The organism is Variovorax paradoxus B4 (assembly GCF_000463015.1).
Classification (GTDB): Bacteria; Pseudomonadota; Gammaproteobacteria; order Burkholderiales; family Burkholderiaceae_C; genus Variovorax; species Variovorax paradoxus_E.
The window spans coordinates 3,230,020-3,250,180 of record NC_022247.1 but is presented as its reverse complement, the minus strand read 5'-3'; the positions used below and the strand labels follow the sequence as shown (position 1 = coordinate 3,250,180).

The window sequence follows — 20,161 nt, the reverse complement described above, 5'->3', positions numbered from 1 at the left end:
GACGAGGGATCTCCATGAAGCTGCTGCTGAGCATCGTGTGCGCCGTTGTTGCGCTGGCGGGGTGCGTGAGCACGCCGCCGGCACCGACGCAACCTGGAACCGGAACGGGGCTGTCGTATGTGCCCATGGTCGCCATGGAAGGCGTGGACCGGGCTCGCTACGACAGCGACGTGGCCGATTGCCGCATCGCGGCAACGCGGATCACCGCGCGCAGCGAAACCGGCGACGCCATGTGGCTCGCATTGGGCCTGGGGTTGATCACGGTGCATGGACAGGGCATTGTGGCAGCGGCCTCGTACACGGGCATTTCGGCGGCGGCGATCGACATGTCCTACCGGCCCAGCGCGGACCTGATTGCCGAGCACCAGCAGATCGCGCTGGTGCACTGCATGGCCAAGCGCGGCTACCGCAACCTCGATCCGAACGTGCGCGACACGTTCTATGGCCATGCCTTCAATCCGGAGGTCGTCCTGGCGCCGCGCAGGACCGGGGTCGATACCTACAACGCCGAAGTCCTTGCCAGAGCCGGGCAGTGCAGCATCCAGCCGCGGGCCGAACTGACGGCCAAGGGCCCGGGCTACGAGTCGTACAGCGTGCCGTGCTCGAACGGCGCGACCTGGACCGTGCGCTGCGAATTCGGCAAGTGCCGGGTGCTGGGCCAGTCGGCCGTTCGCCGCTCCTGACGCCTCGCGCCCATCATTTGACGACCATGCCCTTGAGGGCCGGGTCGGCGGGCGGCACCTTGAGCTTCATCTGCCGCAGGGTCTTCATCAGGAGCCGCGCGATCATCAGGTTGCGGTGCCGCTTGTTGTCGGCGGGTATCACGTACCAGGGCGCGTGCTCCGTCGAGGTGGCGCGCAGCGCCTTGCCGTAGGCCTGCTGGTAGGCGTTCCACTTGGTACGCACCTCGAGATCGCCCAGATCGAACTTCCATTGCTTGCCGGGCGTGTCGATGCGTGCCTGCAGGCGTTCGCGCTGCTCGTCCTTGCCGATGTGCAGCATGCACTTGACGATCACCGTGCCGGTTTCGATCAGCAGGCGCTCGAAATCGTTGATCTGCGCATAGCGCCGCCGGGTCTCGGCCTTGTCGATCCAGCCTTCGACCACGGGCACCAGCACGTCTTCGTAGTGGCTGCGGTTCCACACCGCGATTTCGCCGCTGCGCGGCACCACCGCATGGCAGCGCCAGAGGTAGTCGTGCGCGCGCTCGTCGTCGCTGGGCGCCTTGAAGGCGGTGACGCGCACGCCCATCGGCGAGGTGCGCGAAAAGACCCAGCGAATGGTGCCGTCCTTGCCGCTGGAGTCCATGCCCTGCAGCACCAGCAGGACCTTGCGGCGGCCCTCGGCATGCAGCAGGTCCTGCATTTCGTCGAGCTCGATGGCCAGGGCGTCGATCTCGGCAACCTGGGCGGCTTCATCGCCTTCCAGGAAGGGAGACTCGCCGGGGTGCACCTGCGAGAGTCTGAAATTGCTGTCGACGCGGTATTTCTTGAAGCTGGCCATGAACCCGGACTCCGTGCAAAAACACGCAGCGTACGCGATCAGCGCTCGATCATCGCTCGCTCTCGTCCGGATCGATGGAGGCGCTCCAGCGGCTGTCCCATTCGGCATGCCGCGCCGCGCCGTCGAGTTCGCGCCGGTCGCGCTTGGTGGGGCGGCCCTGCTCGATGGCCAGGGCCGGCTCGCTGCCCATGCGGCGCTGCTCGCGCATTTCCGCCTGCGCGGCAATGCTTTCCGGCGTTTCCTGATAAAGCTGCTGCGCCACCGGTGCGGGCCCGCGCTGGCCGCTCAGGCCGCGCACCGTGACCGTTCGCGTCAGGGCGCCGAGGCGGATGGCAACGGTGTCCCCGGGCTTGACCTCGCGCGAGGCCTTGGCGATGTCGCCGTTGACCTGCACCCGGTTCTTGCCGATTTCATCCGCAGCCAGGGAGTGCGTCTTGAAGAAGCGGGCGGCCCAGAGCCATTTGTCGATGCGCAGACGATCCATATGTTCAGGAATTGTGGTGGTAGACAGGCAGCCGCACGACAGCATCGAGGCCGACCGCCTGTGCGGAATTTTCCTGCGTGCTGCGGTTGTCCAGGGTGATGCGTCCGCCGAGGGCAAACACGATCTCGCGGCAGATGGCCAGGCCCAGCCCCGAGCCGCTGGCCGTGTCGCCGGCGGAGAAGGGCGCGAACAGGCGCTGGCGGAGTTCGGCCGGAATGCCCGGCCCCTCGTCGCGCACCGTCAGCACGGCGTCCTGGCCGTCGCGGCGCACCATCACCGAAAGGGCGCCGCCGCGCGGGCTTTGCTTGATGGCGTTGTGCAGCAGGTTGCGCGTGAGTTCCTGCAGCATCCATTGGTGCGCGCGCACCACGACCGGCTGGTCGATGGCCAGTTCGAAGTCGAGCGCCTTGTCGGCGATCAGCGGCGACAGGTCCAGCGCAATCTGGCGCACCACCTCGCCGAGCTCCAGCGGCACCGACTCCGGCTGCTGGCGCAGCTGCTCGACCTTGGCAAGCGACAGCATCTGGTTGGCGAGCGTGGTGGCGCGCTCCACGGTCTGGCTGATTTCGCCCAGCGCCTGCTCGGGCGGCACGTCGCCGCGGCGCGCCGACTGCACCTGCGCCTTGAGCACCGCCAGCGGCGTGCGCAACTGATGGGCACTGTCGCGCACGAAGCGCTTCTGGTGGTCGAGCAGGCGCTGCAGCCGGCCCATGACCTCGGTGGTGGCATCGACCAGCGGGCGCAACTCGCGCGGCGCATCGGGCGCGTCGATGGGGGAGAAGTCGTCGGCCGCGCGCTTCTCGATGGCTTCGCCGAGCTCCCTGACCGGCCGCGTGGCGCGCTGCACCACCAGCACGGTCACCAGCGCGATCACGCCCATCAGCAGCAGCTGGCGCCACAGCATGTCGACGAGCAGCTTGCGCACCAGCGTTTCGCGCAACTCGAGGGTTTCGGCCACCTGCACCACGGCCATGCCGCGGCCGTGGGCGCTGGCCACGGGCTGCAGCAATACCGCCACCCGCACCGGCTGGTTGCGAAAACGCGCGTCGTAGAAGTCGACCAGGGCCGAATAGGCCCCGCGGTCGGGGATGCGGCCGCGCCAGAACGGCAGTTCGGCAAAGCCCGAGACCATCTCGCCGTCGAGCGCGGAAACGCGATAGAAGAGGCGGCTGCGGTTGTCGGCCTCGAAGGCCTCGAGCGCGGAATAGGGCACGACGGCGCGCAGCCGCGCCTTCTCGTCGTAGCCTTCCACGTCGAGCTGTTCGCCGATGGTCTTGGCCGATGCGAGCAGGGTGCGGTCGTAGGCCGTGGTGGCCGCGGCCAGGCTTTGCCGGTACAGGCTCACGCTGTTGATCACGATGAACAGCGCCACCGGCGCGAGAATGCCTAACAGCAGCCTCGCGCGCAGCGACAAGGCGGTCTTCATGGCTCCGCGCGCAACAGGTAGCCCAGCCCGCGCAGGGTCATCAAGGCCGCGCCGGTGCCCGCGAGCTTCTTGCGCAGGCGATACACCACCACTTCGATGGCCTCGTACTGCACATCGGTTTCGCCCGGAAACACGAGTTCGAAGAGCCGCTCCTTGCTCACCGCATGGCCGGGCTTCATCATCAGCGCCTTGAGCAGCGCCAGTTCGCGCGGCGTGAGTTCCAGGATGCCGCTTCGGTGATAGATGGCGCCGCTTTCGGGTTCGAAGCGCAGCCCGCCCACCTCCTGGGGATTCAGGACCACGTCGGCGCCGGCGTTCTGGTGGCGCCGGCGCAGCGCCCGGATGCGCGCTTCCAGTTCGTCGAGATCGAAGGGCTTGGGCAGGTAGTCGTCGGCGCCGGCATTCAGGCCCATGATGCGGTCGCCGACCGTGCCGCGGGCAGTGAGCAGCAGCACGGGCGTGCGCAGCCCCGCGGCGCGCGCCTGGGCCAGCACCTGCAGGCCGTCGAGGTTGGGCAGGCTCAGGTCGAGCGCCACCACGTCGGGCTCCAGGGCGCGCCATTGCTCGACGGCCAGGGCGCCGTCGCCGCAGACGCGCACGTCGATCTTGCTGCGGGCGAGGGCGCGCTGCAGGGTGACCTGCATCGAGGGATCGTCTTCGACCAGCAGCAGCTTCATGGGGGTGTGGTGGGGAATGGTACTTCGGTGTTTTCCCCAGTCCGGTGGACAGCCAACTGACAGCGGGGCGGCGCATGATAGCGGCTCAGGTCCAAGTCAGGTTTTCTTTAGTTCTCAGGAGACAACGATGCGTCGCGACACCTTTTTGAAGTCATTGGCCGCGCTGGCCGCCGCCGGAGCCCTGCCGTTGTCGGCGCGCGCCGCAGCCAACGTCAAGATGATGGTTCCAGCCAACCCGGGCGGCGGCTGGGATACCACGGGCCGCGCGCTGGGCAAGGCCCTGACCGAAGCCAAGCTGGCCGACACGGTCACCTACGACAACAAGGGCGGCGCCGCTGGCGCACTGGGCCTGGCCCAGTTCGTGAACGGCTCCAAGGGCGATCCGAACGCGCTCATGGTGATGGGCTCCGTCATGCTCGGCGGCATCATCACCGGCAAGCCGCCGGTCAATCTCTCGCAGGCCACGCCGATTGCGCGCATGACCACCGAATACAACGTGTTCGTGCTGCCGGCCAATTCGCCGTTCAAGACCATGAAGGACGTGGTCGAGCAGCTCAAGAAGGACCCGGGCAGCGTCAAGTGGGGCGGCGGTTCGCGCGGCTCCACCGAGCACATTGCCGCGGCCATGATCGCGCAGAAGGTCGGCGCCGATCCGTCGAAGATCAACTACGTGGCCTTCCGCGGAGGCGGCGAGGCCACGGCCGCCATCCTGGGCGGCAACGTCACCATCGGCGGCAGCGGCTACAGCGAATTTGCCGAGTACATCGCCGCCGGCAAGATGAAGGCCATTGCGGTCACGTCGGCCCAGCGCCTGCCCGGCATCAACGTGCCCACGCTCAAGGAGCAGGGCATCGACGTGGAGATCGGCAACTGGCGCGGCGTGTATGGCGCCCCAGGCATCAGCGCCGAGCAGCGCAAGGCGCTGACCGACATGGTGCTGGCCGCCCTCAAGAGTCCGTCGTGGGCCGAATCGCTCAAGAAGAACGACTGGACGCCGGCCGTGCTTTCGGGCGAGGCCTTTGCCAGGTTCGTCGACGACGACTTCGCGAGCCTGCGCGCCATCATGGCCAAGTCCGGGATGATCTGAATTTGGCTCGCCCCCAGTCTTCGCGCACTTCGTGTCGTTACGCCCCCTACCGGGGGCAACACCAGAGGCCCGGCGGAGCCGGTTCCTCGGTGTTCCTGGAAGGGGACGGGGCTTTTTCGAAGAATGAGGGCTTTGAACGCGGGCCTTTCTTTCCCTGACTGCGGGAACAAAAAATGACAATTCCAGAATCCTCGGTCTCGCCGCAACCTGCGGCCGTGTGGCCGCAAACCCTGGTCGGCGCCGGCGTGCTGCTGACCGGCCTGGCGCTGGCTTTCGGCGCCATCGGCATTTCTTCCGAAGCCGGCTACGGCGGCGTCGGACCCAACTTCCTGCCCTGGCTGGTGTCGGGCGTGCTCACGCTGTGCGGCGGCTGGATCCTCTGGGAAGCACGCACCGGCGGCTTTCGCGAGCTCGATGCACCTTCGGGCGCCGAGCATGCCTACTGGCCGGGCTTCGTCTGGGTATCGGCGGGCCTGCTGCTCAACGCGGCGCTCATCGTCCAGCTTGGCTTCGTCCTGAGCTGCACGCTGTGCTACGTGCTGGCGGTGCAGGGCTTGCGCCGCGCGAGCGGCCAGCCCTCGGCCAACCTGCCGCGCACGTGGGCCATCGACTTCCTGACCGGTGCGCTCATCGCCGCCCCTGTGTTCTGGATGTTCACCAAGTTCCTGGCCATCAACCTGCCGGGCCTCACAACGTCGGGATGGCTCTGACATGGACATCTTCAACGCACTCATGACGGGTTTCGCCGCGGCGATCACCCCCGTCAACCTGCTCTGGTGCCTGGTGGGCTGCGCCCTGGGTACAGCCGTCGGCGTGCTGCCGGGCATCGGCCCGGCCGTGGCGGTGGCCATGCTGCTGCCCATTACCGGCAAGGTCGACATCACGGCCTCGATGATCTTCTTCTCGGGCATCTACTATGGCGCCATGTACGGCGGCTCGACCACGTCGATCCTGCTCAACACGCCGGGTGAAACGGCCAGCATGGTCACGGCAATGGAAGGCAACAAGATGGCCAAGAGCGGCAGGGCGGGCGCTGCGCTCGCCACTGCCGCCATCGGGTCCTTCGTGGCCGGCACCATCGCCACCGTCATCGTCACGCTGTTCGCACCCTTCGTGGCCGAGTTCGCGGTGAAGCTCGGGCCGCCCGAGTATTTCCTGCTGATGCTGCTGGCCTTCACCACGGTGAGCGCGGTGCTCGGCAAGAGCACGCTGCGCGGCATGACGGCACTGTTCATCGGCCTGGCGGCCGGCTGCGTCGGGCTGGACCAGATCTCCGGCCAGGGCCGCTACACCGGCGGTGTGCCCGAACTGCTCGACGGCATCGAGATCGTGCTGGTGGCGGTGGGGCTGTTTGCCGTGGCCGAAGTCCTGTACGCCGTGCTCTACGAGGGCAAGGTGGTGGAGGCCCAGAACAAGCTGAGCCGAGTGCACATGAGCAAGCGCGACTGGAAGCGTTCCATTCCGGCGTGGTTGCGCGGCACCGCCATCGGTACGCCGTTCGGCTGCATTCCCGCGGGCGGCACCGAGATTCCGACTTTCCTGAGCTATGCGATGGAAAAGAAGCTGGCCAAGGACCCGCAAGACAAGGCCGAGTTCGGTACCACCGGCGCCATCGAAGGCGTGGCCGGCCCCGAAGCCGCCAACAACGCCACGGTGACGGCGGCGCTGATTCCGCTGCTCACGCTCGGCATTCCCACGTCGAACACCACCGCCATCCTGCTGGGCGCGTTCCAGAACTACGGCATCCAGCCGGGGCCGCAGCTGTTCACCACATCGGCTGCGCTGGTGTGGGCGCTGATTGCCTCGCTCTACATCGGCAACGTGATGCTGCTGGTGCTGAACCTGCCGATGGTGGGCCTGTGGGTCAAGCTGCTGAAGATTCCCAAGCCGCAGCTCTATGCAGGCATCCTGATCTTTGCGACGGTGGGGGCCTACGGCATGCGCCAGAGCGCATTCGACCTGTTCCTGCTCTACGGCATCGGCCTGCTCGGCGTGGCGATGCGGCGCTTCGACTTCCCGACCGCACCCGTGGTGGTGGGCATGATCCTCGGGCCGCTGGCCGAAGCGCAGCTGCGCAACGCCATGTCCATCGGCGAGGGCAGTGCGGTGGTGTTCTTCCAGCGGCCGATGTCCATCACGCTGGTGGTCGTCATCGTGGCTGTGCTGGTGCTGCCGCGCGTTGCCAAGCGCATGAGCGAACGCAAGCTGGCGAGGCTGGCGGCCTGAGCCCTTGCGCGAATCGTCTTCTTCCTTCTTCCCGGAATGCCGCGGTGTCTTGCTGGCCCCGCGGCATTTTTCTTCTTTTCAAGCCGCCGACACGGGCGCGAGGAAGTACGCCGTCTCCTGCCTGAGCGAGGCGTAGCTGTACTCGTTGCGCGCGATCACGCTCTTGTTGCCCTTGCTCTTGTCGTTGCGGTCGGGGCCGAAGGCGTTGCCGTCGATGCTCTCCATCCGGTCGTTGCCGTTCGAAGTGACGATGAAGTGGTGGTTGCGTCCACCCGGGGCGATGCCGCTCACCACCCCGATGCAGCCCGGAAACACGGCCGAATAGTCGGTGATCCGCCGGAACACCGTGCTGTCGAACACGTTCTTGCTGTGCTGGGCCCAGCCGCCCGGCACATGGACGCCGGCCGTGCGGTACACGTAGATGCAGAAGATGCCGCACCATGCGCACAGGTCGTTGGCGTTGCGCCAATTGCCGGCGTCCATTTCCTGCCATTTCGACACGGCCGTCGCGCTGATGGTGGGGCAGCGGCCGATGTAGGCGCCGGCGGCGTTCGCATCCTGGAAGATTTTCTGCAGGCCCATGCCGCCCTGGCGCGGACGCTGCGGGCTCGCCGGATTTGCGCACAGCGCCGCGGCAATGCGCTCGATGTTCGGGCTGGGCTGGGACGAGGTCGTCCATCCCCATCGGAGTAGCGCCGCCTCCGCTGCTGCAACCGCGCTGTCGCCCAGCGCCGATGCCGGTTTGCCGCCGGGCGGCGGCGTGACCATGCCGATGACCTGGGCGATCAGCGTTTCGAGCATGCCCCAGGTCTTCGGCCCGACGATGGCATCGGGCACCAGCTTGCAGAAACCCTGGTATTCCTTGACCTTGGAAGTGGTCTTGGATCCGAACTGCCCGTCGGCCACCAGCTGCGGAAGCCTGGAGGCCACCCACTGGTTCAGGGCCGATTGCAGAAGCGAGACGTCGGCGCCTTGTGAGCCGAATCGCAGGGTGGGTCGAATCATGGGGTCTCGCCGCGCAATGCCGGTGCCTTGTGTGTGTACAGGCACCGGATTATTCGAAGCGGCGCCCTTCGGCGGAATCCGCCATGCAGCCTATTCCTCTGGCCGAACGGGCAGCCCCTTTGCCGCTCGATCCCTCCTCCCGCCCATGGCGAGGAGGAGGGAGTGGAGGAGGGAATCGCAGCCGCTCAGGCCGCGGGGCGGGGCGGTGTCTCGACCAGGTCGTCGTCGATGTGCGGATCGGCCGGCTGCCCGCGCAGCTTGCGCACGGTGCGCCGTATCCAGTGCTCGATGTCGTCCACGTACGTGAACACCGCCGGCACCACCAGCAGGCTCAGCACGGTGGACGTGATCAGCCCGCCGATCACCGCCATTGCCATCGGCGAGCGGAAGCTCGAATCGGCGGTGCCGAAGCCCACGGCAATCGGCAGCATGCCGGCGCCCATCGCGAGCGTGGTCATGATGATGGGCCGCGCCCGCTTGTGGCAGGCGTCGCGCAGGGCGTCCCAGCGGCTCATGCCGTGGTCGCGGCGCGCCACGATGGCGTATTCCACCAGCAGGATCGAGTTCTTGGTGGCGATGCCCATCAGCATGATCAGGCCGATCAGCGACGGCATCGACAGCGCCTTCTGCCCGATCAAGAGGCCGACGAAGGCGCCGCCGAGCGCCAGCGGCAGTGCGCAGAGGATCGTCACCGGATGCAGGAAGTCCTTGAACAGCAGCACCAGCACGATGTAGATGCACAGCACGCCCGTGAGCATCGCGAGGCCGAAGCTCGCGAACAGCTCGGTCATCACTTCCGCATCGCCCACCTCGGTCACGCGCACGCCGGGCGGCAGCTTCTGGATCGATGGCAGCGCCGTGACTGCGGCCTTGGCATCGCCCAGGCCCACGCCGGAGAGCTCGATCTCGAAGTTGACGTTGCGCGAGCGGTCGTAGCGGTCGATGACGGCCGGGCCGCCTTCCATCGTCAGCGAGGCCACCTGGCTCAGCATGACCGGGCCGCGCGCGCCGGGCACCGAGAGGCGGCCGAGCAGCTCGAGGTTCTGCCGTGCCGAATCCTCGAGCTTCACCACGATGGGCACCTGCCGCTGCGCCAGGTTGAGCTTGGCCAGCGCCTGGTCGTAGTCGCCCAGCGTGGCCACGCGCAGCGTTTCGGCGATGGCCGAGCTGGTCACGCCCAGGTCGGCGGCGCGCGCGAAGTCGGGGCGCACGGCGATCTCGGGTCGGATCAGGCTCGCGGTGGAAGTGATGTTGCCGAGGCCGGGCACCGTGCGCAGGTCTTTCTCGACCGCGCTGGCCGCGCTGGCCAGCGCGGCGGGGTCTTCACCCGTGAGCGCGAGGATGTACTTTTCACCCGAGCCGCCCAGGCCCACGGTGCTGCGCACGCCGGGCAGCGTTTCGAGCGCGGCGCGGATCTGGTTCTCGATCACCTGCTTGCGCGGACGGTCGCCGCGCTCGTCGAGCTTGATGGTGAGCGTGGCCTTGCGCGTCTCGGGCGTGCCGAAGTTAGCGAACGGGTCGCCGCCCGCGCTGCCGCCGGCCACCGTGGTGTAGACGCTTCTCACATGCTTGATCTGCATCACGCGGTGGCGGGTTTCCTCCGCGGCCGCGGTGGTCTGTGCGAGCGTGGAGCCGGGTGCGAGCGAGAGATAGATCTGCGTTTGCGAGTTGTCATCCGGCGGAATGAAACCGGTCTTCAGCAGCGGGATCATCGCCAGCGAGCCGAAGAAGAAGAGGGTGGCGAGCACCATCGTCTTGAAGCGATGGTGCGTGCTCCACTCCACGGCGCGCATGTAGGCCGTGAGCCAGCGCGGCTCCTTTTCGGCACCGACCACCGGCTTCAGGATGTAGGCCGCCATCATCGGCGTGAGCACCCGCGCCACCACCAGCGACGCGAACACCGCCAGCGAGGCCGTCCAGCCGAACTGCTTGAAGAACTTGCCGGCTACACCACTCATGAAGGCGGTGGGCAGGAACACCGCGATCAGTGTGAAGGTGGTGGCGATCACCGCCAGCCCGATCTCGTCGGCCGCCTCCATGGCCGCCTCGTAGGGCGACTTGCCCATGCGCAGGTGGCGCACGATGTTCTCCACCTCCACGATGGCGTCGTCCACCAATATGCCCACCACCAGCGAGAGCGCCAGCAGCGAGATCACGTTGACCGAAAAGCCCAGCAGGTGCATGCCGATGAAGGCCGGGATCACCGACATGGGCAGCGCCACGGCCGAGACGAAGGTGGCGCGCCAGTCGCGCAGGAACAGCCACACCACGATCACGGCCAGGATCGCGCCCTCGTACAGCAGGTGCAGCGAGCCGTCGTACTCTTCTTCCACCGGATCGACGAAGTTGAAGGCCTCGGTCAGCTCGATGTCGGGACGCTGCGCGCGCAGCTCGGCCAGCGCCTTCTGGATCGCACGGCCCACCTCGACCTCGCTCGCGCCGCGGCTGCGCGCCACTTCGAAGCCGACCACCGGCTTGCCGTTGAGCAGCGCTGCGGCGCGTGGCTCGGCGATGGTGTCGCTGATGCGCGCCACCTGGTCGAGCCGGATGCGGCGGCCGTCGGAAAGGGCGATCTGCATGTCCGCCAGCTGGTCGGCCGACTGCACGGTGGCCATGGTGCGCACCGGCTGCTCGCTGCCGCCCAGGTCGATGCGGCCACCTGCGCTTTCGGTCTGCACCTGGCGCAGCTGGCGCGAGATGTCGGCCGCCGAGGCGCCCAGCGCCTGCAGCTTGGCCGGATCGAGATCGACGTGCACCTGGCGCGTGACGCCGCCCACGCGGTTCACCGCGCCCACGCCGGGCAGCGCAAGCAGCTTCTTGGTGATGTCGTTGTCCACGAACCAGCTCAGCGCCTCGCCATCCATGCGCGACGAGGCGATTGTGAAGGCCAGCACCGGCTGGGCCGCGAAGTCGAGCTTGGTGACCACCGGGTCGCGCACGTCGGCCGGCAGGTCGGCGCGCACGCGCTGCACTGCGGAGCGCACGTCGTCCACGGCTTCCTGCACCGGCTTCTCGAGGCGGAACTCGACGATCAGCGTGGCCGCGCCGTCCTGCACCTTGGTGGTGATGTGCTTGAGGCCCTGCACCGTGGCAATGGAGTTCTCGAGCTTGCGCGCGACGTCGGTCTCGAGCTGCGAAGGCGCGGCGCCGGGCAGCGATGCCGAGACCGTCACGGTCGGCAGGTCGATGTCCGGAAAGTTCTGCACCTTCATGGCGTTGAACGACAGCAGCCCGCCGAAGCTGAGCAGCACGAACAGCATCACCGCCGGAATCGGGTTGCGGATGGACCAGGCGGAAACGTTCATGGGCGTGCCCTCGTTTCGCCGGTGCCCTGGCCGCCTGCGGCGGGCGCTGCGGCGGGCTGGGCCCCGGCGCCCGCGGGCGCAGCCGCGGCCACGACGCGAACCAGGTCGCCGTCGTTCAGGAAGCCGGCGCCTTGCACCACGATCTGCGCGCCCTCGGGCAGCGCATTGGTGATCTCCACCCGCTCGCCGACGCGGCGGCCGGTCTGTACCTTGAGCTGTGCCACGCGGTTGTCGGGCAGCAGCATGAAGACGTTGTTGAAGCCGTCGCGCGGAACGATGGAGCTCTGCGGCACGGTGGGTGCCGAGCTGCGTCCGAGTTCGAAATCGCCGCGCGCGAACATGCCGGCCTTGATGCCGGTGTTCTGCTGCACGTTGGGCAGGTCGACATAGACCAGCGCCGCACGGGTTTGCGGATCGACCGTGGGTGCGATGCTGCGCACCTTGCCGCGCACCTGGGCGCCGCTCGCGCTCACCACGAAGGCCGTGGTGCCCACCGCAATGCGGCTGAGCTCGGCCGAGGTGACTTCGGCGCGCCATTCGAGCCGGCCCTGGCGGATCAGCCGGAACAGCTCGGTGCCGGCGGCCACCACGCTGCCGACGGTGGCGGTGCGCGAAGAGATCACCCCGTCGTCGGGCGCCAGCACCTGCGTGTTGCGGCCGCGCACTTCCTGCGCTGCCAGCACGGCCTCGGCAGCTTCGACGCGCGCCTTGGCGGTCTGCTCGGCCGTCTGGTACTGGTTGATCTGCTGCTGGCTCAATGCGCCGGTGGCCTGCAGCGTGCGGGCGCGTGCCGCGTTGCCCGCGGCGTCGGCCGCAGTGGCCCTCGCCTCGGCGAGCGAGGCGCGCGATTGCGCGATGTCCGCGCGCACCGTCTCGGGCGAGAACACGGCGAGCAGCTGGCCCTTCTTCACCTCGTCGCCCACGTTCACGCGCACTTCGGCGAGCTTGAGGCCGCTGGATTCGGAGCCCACGCTGGCCTCCTGCCAGGCCGCCACGTTGCCGTTGGCCGCGAGCGTGAGCGCGAGCTCGGTGGGCTCGGCCTTGGCGACGGTGACCGTCAGTGTCGGGCGAGCGGCCGGTGCACCCGCCTTGCCCTTGGCGGCGGCGGCCGGCGTGCCGGGTTCGTTCGCGGGCTTGCGGGTCAGCCACACGGCTGCGGCGGCGATGACGACCAGCGCCAGCAGTGCGATGGCAAGGGTAGAGCGTTTGATTCTTTTCATGGCGACGTCGCGACCTTGGCGGCCGGGTTGGAAGTCATTGAGGGCGATTCGGGGCGGGCCCAGCCGCCGCCCATCGAGCGGTAGAGCGCAACCCAGGCTTCGGTGCGTTCGCGTTGCAGCGAGACGCGGGAGGTCTGCGCGGCAAAGAGCGTGCGGCGCGAATCCTCGAGCTCGAACAGGCTGGCCAGGCCGCTCTGGTAGCGCGCCTGGGTGGCGTCGAATGAGGCCTGGTAGTTCTTCACCGCAGAGTCGGCGTCGGCGGCGCGCGCGTCGGTGGCGTCGAGGTTGACCAGCGCTTCCTCCACCTCGCGCACCGCCTGCCGCACGTTCGCACGGTAGAGCGACACGGCCTCGGTGTAGCGCGCCTTGGCCGCGTCGCTGTTGGCCGCGCGGGCACCGCCGTCGAGCAGTGGCACCGTGAGAGACACCGGTCCGATCGTCCAGGTGTCGAGCGACTCGCGGAAGCCGCTGGTGCGGATCTGCATGCGGCCGATGGAGCCGGAGATGCTGAGCTTGGGGTAGCGCTCGGCTTCGGCGGAGCCCACGTCGGCGCTGGCCGACGCCACGCCGAGCTCGGCTGCGTACACGTCGGGCCGCTGCGAGATGGCCTGCGCCGGCACGCTGGCGATGCTGCCGACCGCCGGCAGCGTGCGCTGCGCGGGCGAGGCGGCGAGCTTCTGTTCGAGCGTGGTCTCGTCGATGCCGCTGAGCGCGACCAGTGCCTTGCGCTGCACCGCGCACTGGGCCCGCTGCTGGGTGAGTCGGCCCGACGCGTCGGAGGCGCTGGCGCGTGCGAGCGCAGCATCGGCCGGCGCGGTGAAGCCGGCGCGTGCCGACAGGTCGGTCAGGCGCGCGGTTTCGCTGCGCGATTTAGCGTCGGACTCGGCCACGCGCAGTTGCTGCTGGCAGGCGCGTTCGGCGAAGTACGCGTTGGCGGTTTCAGCCGCTACGGCCACGCGCGCGTCGTGCCACTTGGCGGTGGCGCTGTTGAACTTCTGCTCGGCCGAATCGCGGTCGGCGCGCAGGCGGCCGAAGAGGTCGATCTCCCACTTGGACTGCAGGCCGGCCTGCAGCGTGGTCAGCGGCGCGATGGCGGCAGTGCTGCTGCTGGATGAGGAAGCCGTGCCGCCCGAGCCGAAGGAGGAGCCCGAGACGCCGCGGCTGGCCGACGCCGTGCCGTCCAGGTTGGGCAGCAGCGCCGCGCCGGCCTGCACGCGCGTGGAGCGCGCCTCGGCCACGCGCGCCGCGGCGCTCGCGAGATTGGGGCTTGCGGCTTCGGCTGCGGCAATCAGTTCGACCAGCAGCGGGTCGTCGAGCTGGCGCCACCAGTCGGCCAGCGACGCCAGCGAGCCGCCGTGGGGCAGGGGCGCGTGCCATTGCGCGGGGAAGGGGGCCTCGACTGTGGCCGGCGGACGCGTCAGGCCGCAGCCGGCAAGCCCGAGACCCAGGCCCAGCGGCAGGCAGAGGGCGGCAATCGATCGGAGTCGTCTCATGTCTTCTTTCTCCCGGAACGGGCAGGTGCGGCTGCGGGCTTGGCAGCGGCCTGGCGGCGCAGGGCTTCGGCCTCGACCAGCGCAATGGCATAGCCCGTGAGGCGCTGCGCCCAGGTGTCCACGCTGCGCGGCGTATTCAGCAAGGAAGGGCGTATGGCCTCAACCAGATCCTGGCTCACGAAAAGCTGCATCGCGAGGCCGGTGATGGCAAAGCTAAGCCGGTGCACGTCGTCGTCGGGCCGCGCAAGGCCCAGGCGGCGGCACAGCACGCCCGCGATGGCGTTGTGCGGGCCCTTGATGTCGCGCTCCATCTCCTCGGCCCACTGGCTGGTCGGTTCGAGCATTTCGCGCAGGTGCAACTGGATGCACTGCCGCACGATCTCTCCCTGCTTCAGGGGCTCGATCATGCGAGTGAAGAAAACTTGCAGCGCTTCTTCCATCGGCAGGCCGGGCGCGTCATAGAGCGAGATGAAATCGCCCGCGTTGCCGCCCATCGGTTCGCCGAAGGTGGCGGCATACAAGCCGGCCTTGTCGCCGAAGTAGTAGCTGATGGCCGAGATGTTCACGCCCGCCGCGCGCGCGATCTCGCGGGTCGAGGTCTTGGCGTAGCCGTTGGCGGCAAACAGCGCGAGGGCGGCATACAGAAGGCGCTGTCGTGCTTCGACGCCGTCGCTGCGTGGCGCGCGGGCGGAAAGTGCTTGGAGGGCGGAGGCGCTCATGCCCGCGATTAGACCATGCAGGCAATCAAACGTTTGATTTACTTATTCCTGCATGAGGGCTTTCTTCGCATTGGCGGCGAATGTGCATTTGGGGCATTTCCGGTGGCCGCATCGACGCCCCAATGAGCGGCCGAATGATGCGCGCTACGATCCGCCCATGTCCGCCGTTCCGCCTGTTGCCGCATCGCCCGCCTTGCCTCTCGACGCCGAAGGCATCCTCGCGCTGGCTGCGCGTTCGATGTTCCATCTGTTCTCGAGCATCAGCCAGGGCATGTTCCTGGTGGACCGCAGCGGGCGCATCGTGTGGGTCAACGAAGGCTATCGCCGCTTCCTGCCGGCGCTGGGTTTTTCGTCGATCGACCAGTTCATGGGCCACATGGTCGAGGACGTCATTCCCAACACCCAGATGCGCCGTGTACTCGAAACCGGCGAGCCGATCCTGGTCGACCTGCTCAACAACAAGGCGGGCACCTTCGTGGTCAGCCGCATTCCGCTGCGCGCCGAGAGCGATGGGCGCGAGGGGCAGGCAGGAGAAGTCATCGGCGCCATCGGCATCGTGCTGTTCGACCAGCCCGAGACCACGCTGCAGCCGCTGATCAGCAAGTTCGCGCTGCTGCAGCGCGACCTCGACGACGCGCGGCGCGAGCTCGCAAGCCAGCGCAACAACCCGCTCTACCAGCACGCGGCCGACGGGCAGCGCCGCTCCAAGTACACCTTTGCCAGCTTCATCGGCAGCAGCCCGGCCGCGGTGGAGGTGAAGCGCCATGCGCGGCGCGCCGCGCAGTCCGCAAGCCCGGTGCTGCTGCTGGGCGAAACCGGCACCGGCAAGGAACTGCTGGCGCATGCGATCCACGCATCGTCGGCGCGCGCCAAGGGCCACTTCGTCAGCGTCAACATCGCGGCCGTGCCCGACACATTGCTCGAAGCCGAGTTCTTCGGCTTCGCGCCCGGCGCCTTCACGGGCGCCGACAGGCGAGGGCGCGAAGGCAAGTTCAAGCTGGCCGATGGCGGCAGCCTGTTCCTCGACGAGATCGGCGACATGCCGCTCGGCCTGCAGGCCAAGCTGCTGCGCGCGCTGCAGGAGGGCGAGATCGAACCGCTCGGCTCCAACAAGCTCGTGCCCTTCGATGCGCGCGTGATCGCCGCCACCTCGCGCGACCTGCCCGAGCTGGTGCGCCGCGGCCTGTTCCGCGAAGACCTCTACTACCGCCTCAACGTGCTGCCGTTGCGCGTGCCGCCGCTGCGCGAGCGGCGCAGCGACATTCCGGCGCTGGTCGAGGCGCTGGGCGAGGACATGGCGCTGCGCAGCGGCGAAGCCCCGTCCGAGATCACGCCCGATGCGCTTGCGCTGCTCGCCGGCCAGCACTGGCGCGGCAACATCCGCGAGCTGCGCAACGTGCTGGAGCAGGTGACCATGCGCAGCGACTCGCAGCGCATCGACGCCGCGCAGCTCGAACGCATCCTGCGCGAAGCCGGGCTGGAGCAGATCGAACTGCCCGCCACCCTGCAGAGCGCGCACGATGCCGACGAGCAGGCGATGCTGCTGCGGCCGCTCGCGCAGCAGGTGGCCGAACTGGAGCGCAAGGCGATCGCCGCCGCGCTCGCAAGCACGGGCGGCAACAAGCTCGCCACCTCGCGGCTTCTCGGCATTTCCCGCGCGACGCTGTACGAGCGCATGACGAGCCAGGAGCGGCCGGCGTGAAGCCGCCGAGCCTCGTGCGCCGGATCGGCCTGGAGCGAGCGCGCCTGTGAGCGTCCGAGCCCTGCGTTCCACCTTCGGCCCCAACTGCCATTGGTGCGGCCTGGCCATGGACTTCGACGAGCCGCACGGCAGGCCCGAGTCCGCGACCATCGAGCACCTGATCGATTCGACGCTCGGCGGCGTGCGCTCGCAAAAACACCGCCGGCTTGCGCACGCCGCCTGCAATCACGCGCGTAACGAGTTCCGCATGCAGGCCGAGCGCCAGTTCCAACGCTGGATCGCCGAGCGCCAAGTCTCCGAGAAAACCCTGACCGATAAATAGACAGTTGATTGAAATTCAGACACATCAAGTGTTCTGAATTCAGTCGAATGGCGCTTCCTCCGAATGAAGAAGCGTTTGGTATCAAGGGGTTAGCAGATGGCACGAAGTGTGCAATATTCAGTCACCTATTTCAGGAGACAAAGAATGAACCGTCGCCACCTCGTTGCCCTGGCCGCACTCACCGCCTGCGCCACCGCCGCACCCGCCTGGGCTCAGTCCAGCGAAATCCGCATTGCCCACATCTACAGCAAGACCGGTCCGCTCGAGGCCTACGGCAAGCAGACCCAGACCGGCTTCACGATGGGCTTGGACTACGCCACCGGCGGCACGATGATGGTCAACGGCAAGAAGCTCGTGGTCATCGAGAAAGACGACCAGGGCAAGCCCGACCTGGGCAAGTCGCTGCTGGCCGCTGCGTACTCCGACGACAAGGCTGCGCTGGCGGTGGGCCCCACGGCCTCGGGCGTGGCGCTCGCCATGCTGCCGGTGGCCGAGGAGTACAAGAAGATCCTGATCGTGGAGCCGGCGGTCGCCGATTCGATCACCGGCGACAAGTGGAACAAGTACATCTTCCGCACCGGCCGCAATTCGAGCCAGGACGCGATCTCCAACGCCGTGGCCATCGACAAGGCCGGCGTGACCGTGGCCACGCTCGCGCAGGACAACGCCTTCGGCCGCGACGGCGTGAAGGCCTTCGGTACCGCGCTCAAGAAGGCGAAGCTGGTGCACGAGGAGTACCTGCCGCCCGCCACCACCGACTTCACGGCCGGCGCGCAGCGCCTGATCGACAAGCTCAAGGACCAGCCGGGCCGCAAGATCATCTGGATCGTCTGGGCCGGCGCGGGCAATCCGTTCAAGATCGTCGACCTCGACCTGAAGCGCTACGGCATCGAGATTGCCACCGGCGGCAACATCCTGCCGGCCATGGCGGCCTACAAGAACCTGCCGGGCATGGAAGGCGCGGCGTACTACTACTTCGGCATCCCGAAGAACCCGGTCAACGAGGCGATGGTGGCCGCGCACTACAAGCAATTCAAGGCACCGCCGGACTTCTTCACTGCCGGTGGTTTCTCGGCCGCGATGGCGGTGGTCACGGCGCTCAAGAAGACGGGCGGCGACACCGGCACCAACAAGCTCATCAGCACCATGGAAGGCATGAGCTTCGACACGCCCAAGGGCAAGATGACCTTCCGCAAGGAAGACCACCAGGCGATGCAGTCGATGTACCACTTCAAGATCAAGGCCGACCCGGCATTCGCCTGGGGCGTACCGGAGCTGGTGCACGAGATCAAACCCGAAGAGATGGACATCCCGATCAAGAACAAACGCTGATCGGCGCCCCGCGATCGCGGCCCTGAGGCCGCACTCCCTTCGCCCCGGAATGGCCGCCGGGCGAAGCGCCAGCCTGCGCTGCCGAAGCGCGGGCGGGCGCAACCAACGGCCGATTCGTCAGCAATCCAGCAAGCGTTCGATACACCTACAACAGAAGGAGACAGCGATGGCAGCGATGCGATGGAAAAACTGGAAGGGATGGGCCGCGGCTGCGGCGATCACGATGGCGGCAGGGCAGGCCGCGACAGCGGCGGTGCCGCTGCCGGCGCTGGGCGCCAATCCGGCGGAGGTGAGCGTGTCCGGCCTCTCGGCGGGCGGCTTCATGGCTGTGCAGTTGCACGTGGCCTATTCGGCCACCTTCAAGCGTGGTGCCGGCGTGGTGGCGGGTGGTCCGTACTACTGCGCCGAGGGTTCGGTGGTCAATGCCACCGGGCGCTGCATGGCCCACAGCAGCAGCATTCCCGTGTCGTCTCTCGTGAGCACCACCAACAGCTGGGCCGCCAGCGGCGCGATCGACCCGGTGTCGAACATGACCGGCTCCAAGGTGTACCTTTTTTCCGGCACCTCGGATAACACCGTCAAGCCGGCGGTGATGGACGACCTCAAGACCTACTACCAGAGCTTCGTGCCCGCGGCCAACACGGTCTACAGGAACAACATCGGCGCCGGCCACGCGATGGTCACCGACGACTACGGCGGCGCCTGCAGCACCACCGCCGCGCCCTACATCAATAACTGCGGCTTCGACCTGGCAGGCGAGATCCTGCAGCAGCTCTACGGGCCGCTGAACCCGCGCAACAACGGCACGCTGGGCGGCACTTTCACCGAGTTCAACCAGTCGGAATTCATCACCGGCCACGGCGTGGCCGCCACCGGCTGGATCTACGTGCCGCAGGCCTGCACCACCACGTCGTGCCGCGTGCACCTGGTGCTGCATGGCTGCAAGCAGAACTACACCGACGTGGGCGACCAGTACGTGCGCAAGACCGGCTACAACCGCTGGGCCGACACCAACAACATCGTCCTGATCTACCCGCAGACCAGCACCGCCGCCACCAACAGCTGCTGGGACTGGTGGGGCTACGACAACGCGAACTACGCGAAGAAGTCGGGCCCGCAGATGGCGGCGCTCAAGGCCATGGTCGACCGGGTGACCGGCTCCGGCGGTGGCTCGTCGCTGCCGGCTCCTACCGGCGTGGGCACCTCGGGCGCGACCAGCAGCAGCATGGTGGTCGGCTGGGCCGGCGTCTCGGGTGCGAGCGGCTACAACGTCTACCGCAGCGGCAGCAAGGTCAACGCCGCGCCGGTGGCCGGCACCAACTACACCGATACCGGCCTGGCCCCGTCCACCACCTACAGCTGGACCGTGGCGGCGCTGGACGCCGGCAACGCGCAAGGCGCAATGTCGACCGCGGCCACAGGCACCACCCTGGCCGGCAGCGGTGGCGGCGGAACCTGCTACACCGCCAGCAACTACGCGCACACCGTGGCGGGGCGCGCCTACGCGCTGTGGGGCCTCACCTATGCCTACGGCTCGGGCCAGTCGATGGGCCTGTGGAACGTCTATGTCACCACCACGCTCAAGCAGACCGGGCCCAATTACTACGTGATCGGCACCTGCTGAGGCCGATCGGCACCTACTTTTTTGTTTGCAATGACA

17 protein-coding genes are annotated in these 20,161 nt (G+C 67.8%); 8 read left to right on the top strand and 9 right to left on the bottom strand.

Features of this window, described 5'->3' with window-relative positions; all coding sequences use genetic code 11:
* The first annotated feature begins 14 nt into the window (after positions 1 to 14).
* Positions 15 to 683, top strand: a complete 669-nt coding sequence (locus tag VAPA_RS15170; protein WP_021007650.1) for a hypothetical protein — start codon at positions 15 to 17, stop codon at positions 681 to 683.
* Between the two features lie 13 nt (positions 684 to 696).
* Here VAPA_RS15170 and VAPA_RS15165 read toward each other — a convergent pair whose 3' ends face one another.
* From VAPA_RS15165 to VAPA_RS15150, 4 genes are read right to left on the bottom strand one after another with little or no spacing between them, the layout of a single operon-like run.
* Positions 697 to 1,503: a PPK2 family polyphosphate kinase gene (locus VAPA_RS15165; protein ID WP_021007649.1), complete on the bottom strand. Its 807-nt coding sequence runs from the start codon at positions 1,501 to 1,503 to the stop codon at positions 697 to 699.
* 49 nt (positions 1,504 to 1,552) lie between these two features.
* A complete protein-coding gene (locus tag VAPA_RS15160; RefSeq protein WP_021007648.1) occupies positions 1,553 to 1,987 on the bottom strand; it encodes an RNA-binding S4 domain-containing protein in 435 nt (144 codons plus the stop codon).
* 4 nt (positions 1,988 to 1,991) lie between these two features.
* Positions 1,992 to 3,413, bottom strand: a complete 1,422-nt coding sequence (locus VAPA_RS15155) for a sensor histidine kinase (protein WP_021007647.1) — start codon at positions 3,411 to 3,413, stop codon at positions 1,992 to 1,994.
* On the bottom strand, positions 3,410 to 4,090 hold the full coding sequence (locus VAPA_RS15150) for a response regulator transcription factor (protein ID WP_021007646.1): 681 nt from the start codon (positions 4,088 to 4,090) through the stop codon (positions 3,410 to 3,412). Before VAPA_RS15150 ends, VAPA_RS15155 begins: the two co-directional genes overlap by 4 nt.
* 127 nt (positions 4,091 to 4,217) lie before the next feature.
* Here VAPA_RS15150 and VAPA_RS15145 point away from each other — a divergent pair, with 127 nt between their 5' ends.
* The 3 genes from VAPA_RS15145 (at position 4,218) to VAPA_RS15135 (ending at position 7,403) form a co-directional block, all read left to right on the top strand.
* Entirely contained in the window at positions 4,218 to 5,177 is a 960-nt protein-coding gene (locus VAPA_RS15145; RefSeq protein ID WP_021007645.1) for a Bug family tripartite tricarboxylate transporter substrate binding protein, read from the top strand.
* A gap of 173 nt (positions 5,178 to 5,350) precedes the next feature.
* Positions 5,351 to 5,887, top strand: a complete 537-nt coding sequence (locus VAPA_RS15140) for a tripartite tricarboxylate transporter TctB family protein (protein WP_021007644.1) — start codon at positions 5,351 to 5,353, stop codon at positions 5,885 to 5,887.
* 1 nt (position 5,888) lies between these two features.
* Positions 5,889 to 7,403: a tripartite tricarboxylate transporter permease gene (locus VAPA_RS15135; protein ID WP_021007643.1), complete on the top strand. Its 1,515-nt coding sequence runs from the start codon at positions 5,889 to 5,891 to the stop codon at positions 7,401 to 7,403.
* A 78-nt stretch (positions 7,404 to 7,481) separates the two neighbouring features.
* Here VAPA_RS15135 and VAPA_RS15130 read toward each other — a convergent pair whose 3' ends face one another.
* The 5 genes from VAPA_RS15130 to VAPA_RS15110 all read right to left on the bottom strand — a co-directional run bounded on the left by VAPA_RS15130 (position 7,482) and on the right by VAPA_RS15110 (position 15,145).
* Positions 7,482 to 8,408 (bottom strand): peptidoglycan-binding domain-containing protein, encoded by a 927-nt coding sequence (locus VAPA_RS15130; RefSeq protein ID WP_021007642.1) that lies wholly within the window; start codon positions 8,406 to 8,408, stop codon positions 7,482 to 7,484.
* A gap of 185 nt (positions 8,409 to 8,593) precedes the next feature.
* Positions 8,594 to 11,713 (bottom strand): efflux RND transporter permease subunit, encoded by a 3,120-nt coding sequence (locus tag VAPA_RS15125; RefSeq protein WP_021007641.1) that lies wholly within the window; start codon positions 11,711 to 11,713, stop codon positions 8,594 to 8,596.
* The gene (locus VAPA_RS15120; RefSeq protein ID WP_021007640.1) at positions 11,710 to 12,933 is read right to left on the bottom strand and encodes an efflux RND transporter periplasmic adaptor subunit; all 1,224 of its coding nucleotides are present in this window, start codon (positions 12,931 to 12,933) and stop codon (positions 11,710 to 11,712) included. The genes VAPA_RS15125 and VAPA_RS15120 overlap by 4 nt, the downstream gene beginning before the upstream one ends.
* Positions 12,930 to 14,426, bottom strand: a complete 1,497-nt coding sequence (locus VAPA_RS15115) for an efflux transporter outer membrane subunit (RefSeq protein WP_021007639.1) — start codon at positions 14,424 to 14,426, stop codon at positions 12,930 to 12,932. The genes VAPA_RS15120 and VAPA_RS15115 overlap by 4 nt, the downstream gene beginning before the upstream one ends.
* Positions 14,423 to 15,145, bottom strand: coding sequence for a CerR family C-terminal domain-containing protein (locus tag VAPA_RS15110; protein WP_021007638.1), 723 nt, complete (start codon positions 15,143 to 15,145; stop codon positions 14,423 to 14,425). The genes VAPA_RS15115 and VAPA_RS15110 overlap by 4 nt, the downstream gene beginning before the upstream one ends.
* 157 nt (positions 15,146 to 15,302) lie before the next feature.
* Between VAPA_RS15110 and VAPA_RS15105 the strand changes: the two genes are divergently transcribed.
* The 4 genes from VAPA_RS15105 to VAPA_RS15090 all read left to right on the top strand — a co-directional run bounded on the left by VAPA_RS15105 (position 15,303) and on the right by VAPA_RS15090 (position 20,125).
* Positions 15,303 to 16,847: a sigma-54 interaction domain-containing protein gene (locus VAPA_RS15105; RefSeq protein WP_021007637.1), complete on the top strand. Its 1,545-nt coding sequence runs from the start codon at positions 15,303 to 15,305 to the stop codon at positions 16,845 to 16,847.
* Between the two features lie 106 nt (positions 16,848 to 16,953).
* Positions 16,954 to 17,169 (top strand): hypothetical protein, encoded by a 216-nt coding sequence (locus VAPA_RS15100; RefSeq protein ID WP_021007636.1) that lies wholly within the window; start codon positions 16,954 to 16,956, stop codon positions 17,167 to 17,169.
* A gap of 144 nt (positions 17,170 to 17,313) precedes the next feature.
* Entirely contained in the window at positions 17,314 to 18,501 is a 1,188-nt protein-coding gene (locus tag VAPA_RS15095) for a substrate-binding domain-containing protein (RefSeq protein WP_021007635.1), read from the top strand.
* Positions 18,502 to 18,667: 166 nt separating this feature from the next.
* Positions 18,668 to 20,125, top strand: coding sequence for an extracellular catalytic domain type 2 short-chain-length polyhydroxyalkanoate depolymerase (locus VAPA_RS15090; RefSeq protein WP_021007634.1), 1,458 nt, complete (start codon positions 18,668 to 18,670; stop codon positions 20,123 to 20,125).
* Positions 20,126 to 20,161: the final 36 nt, after the last annotated feature.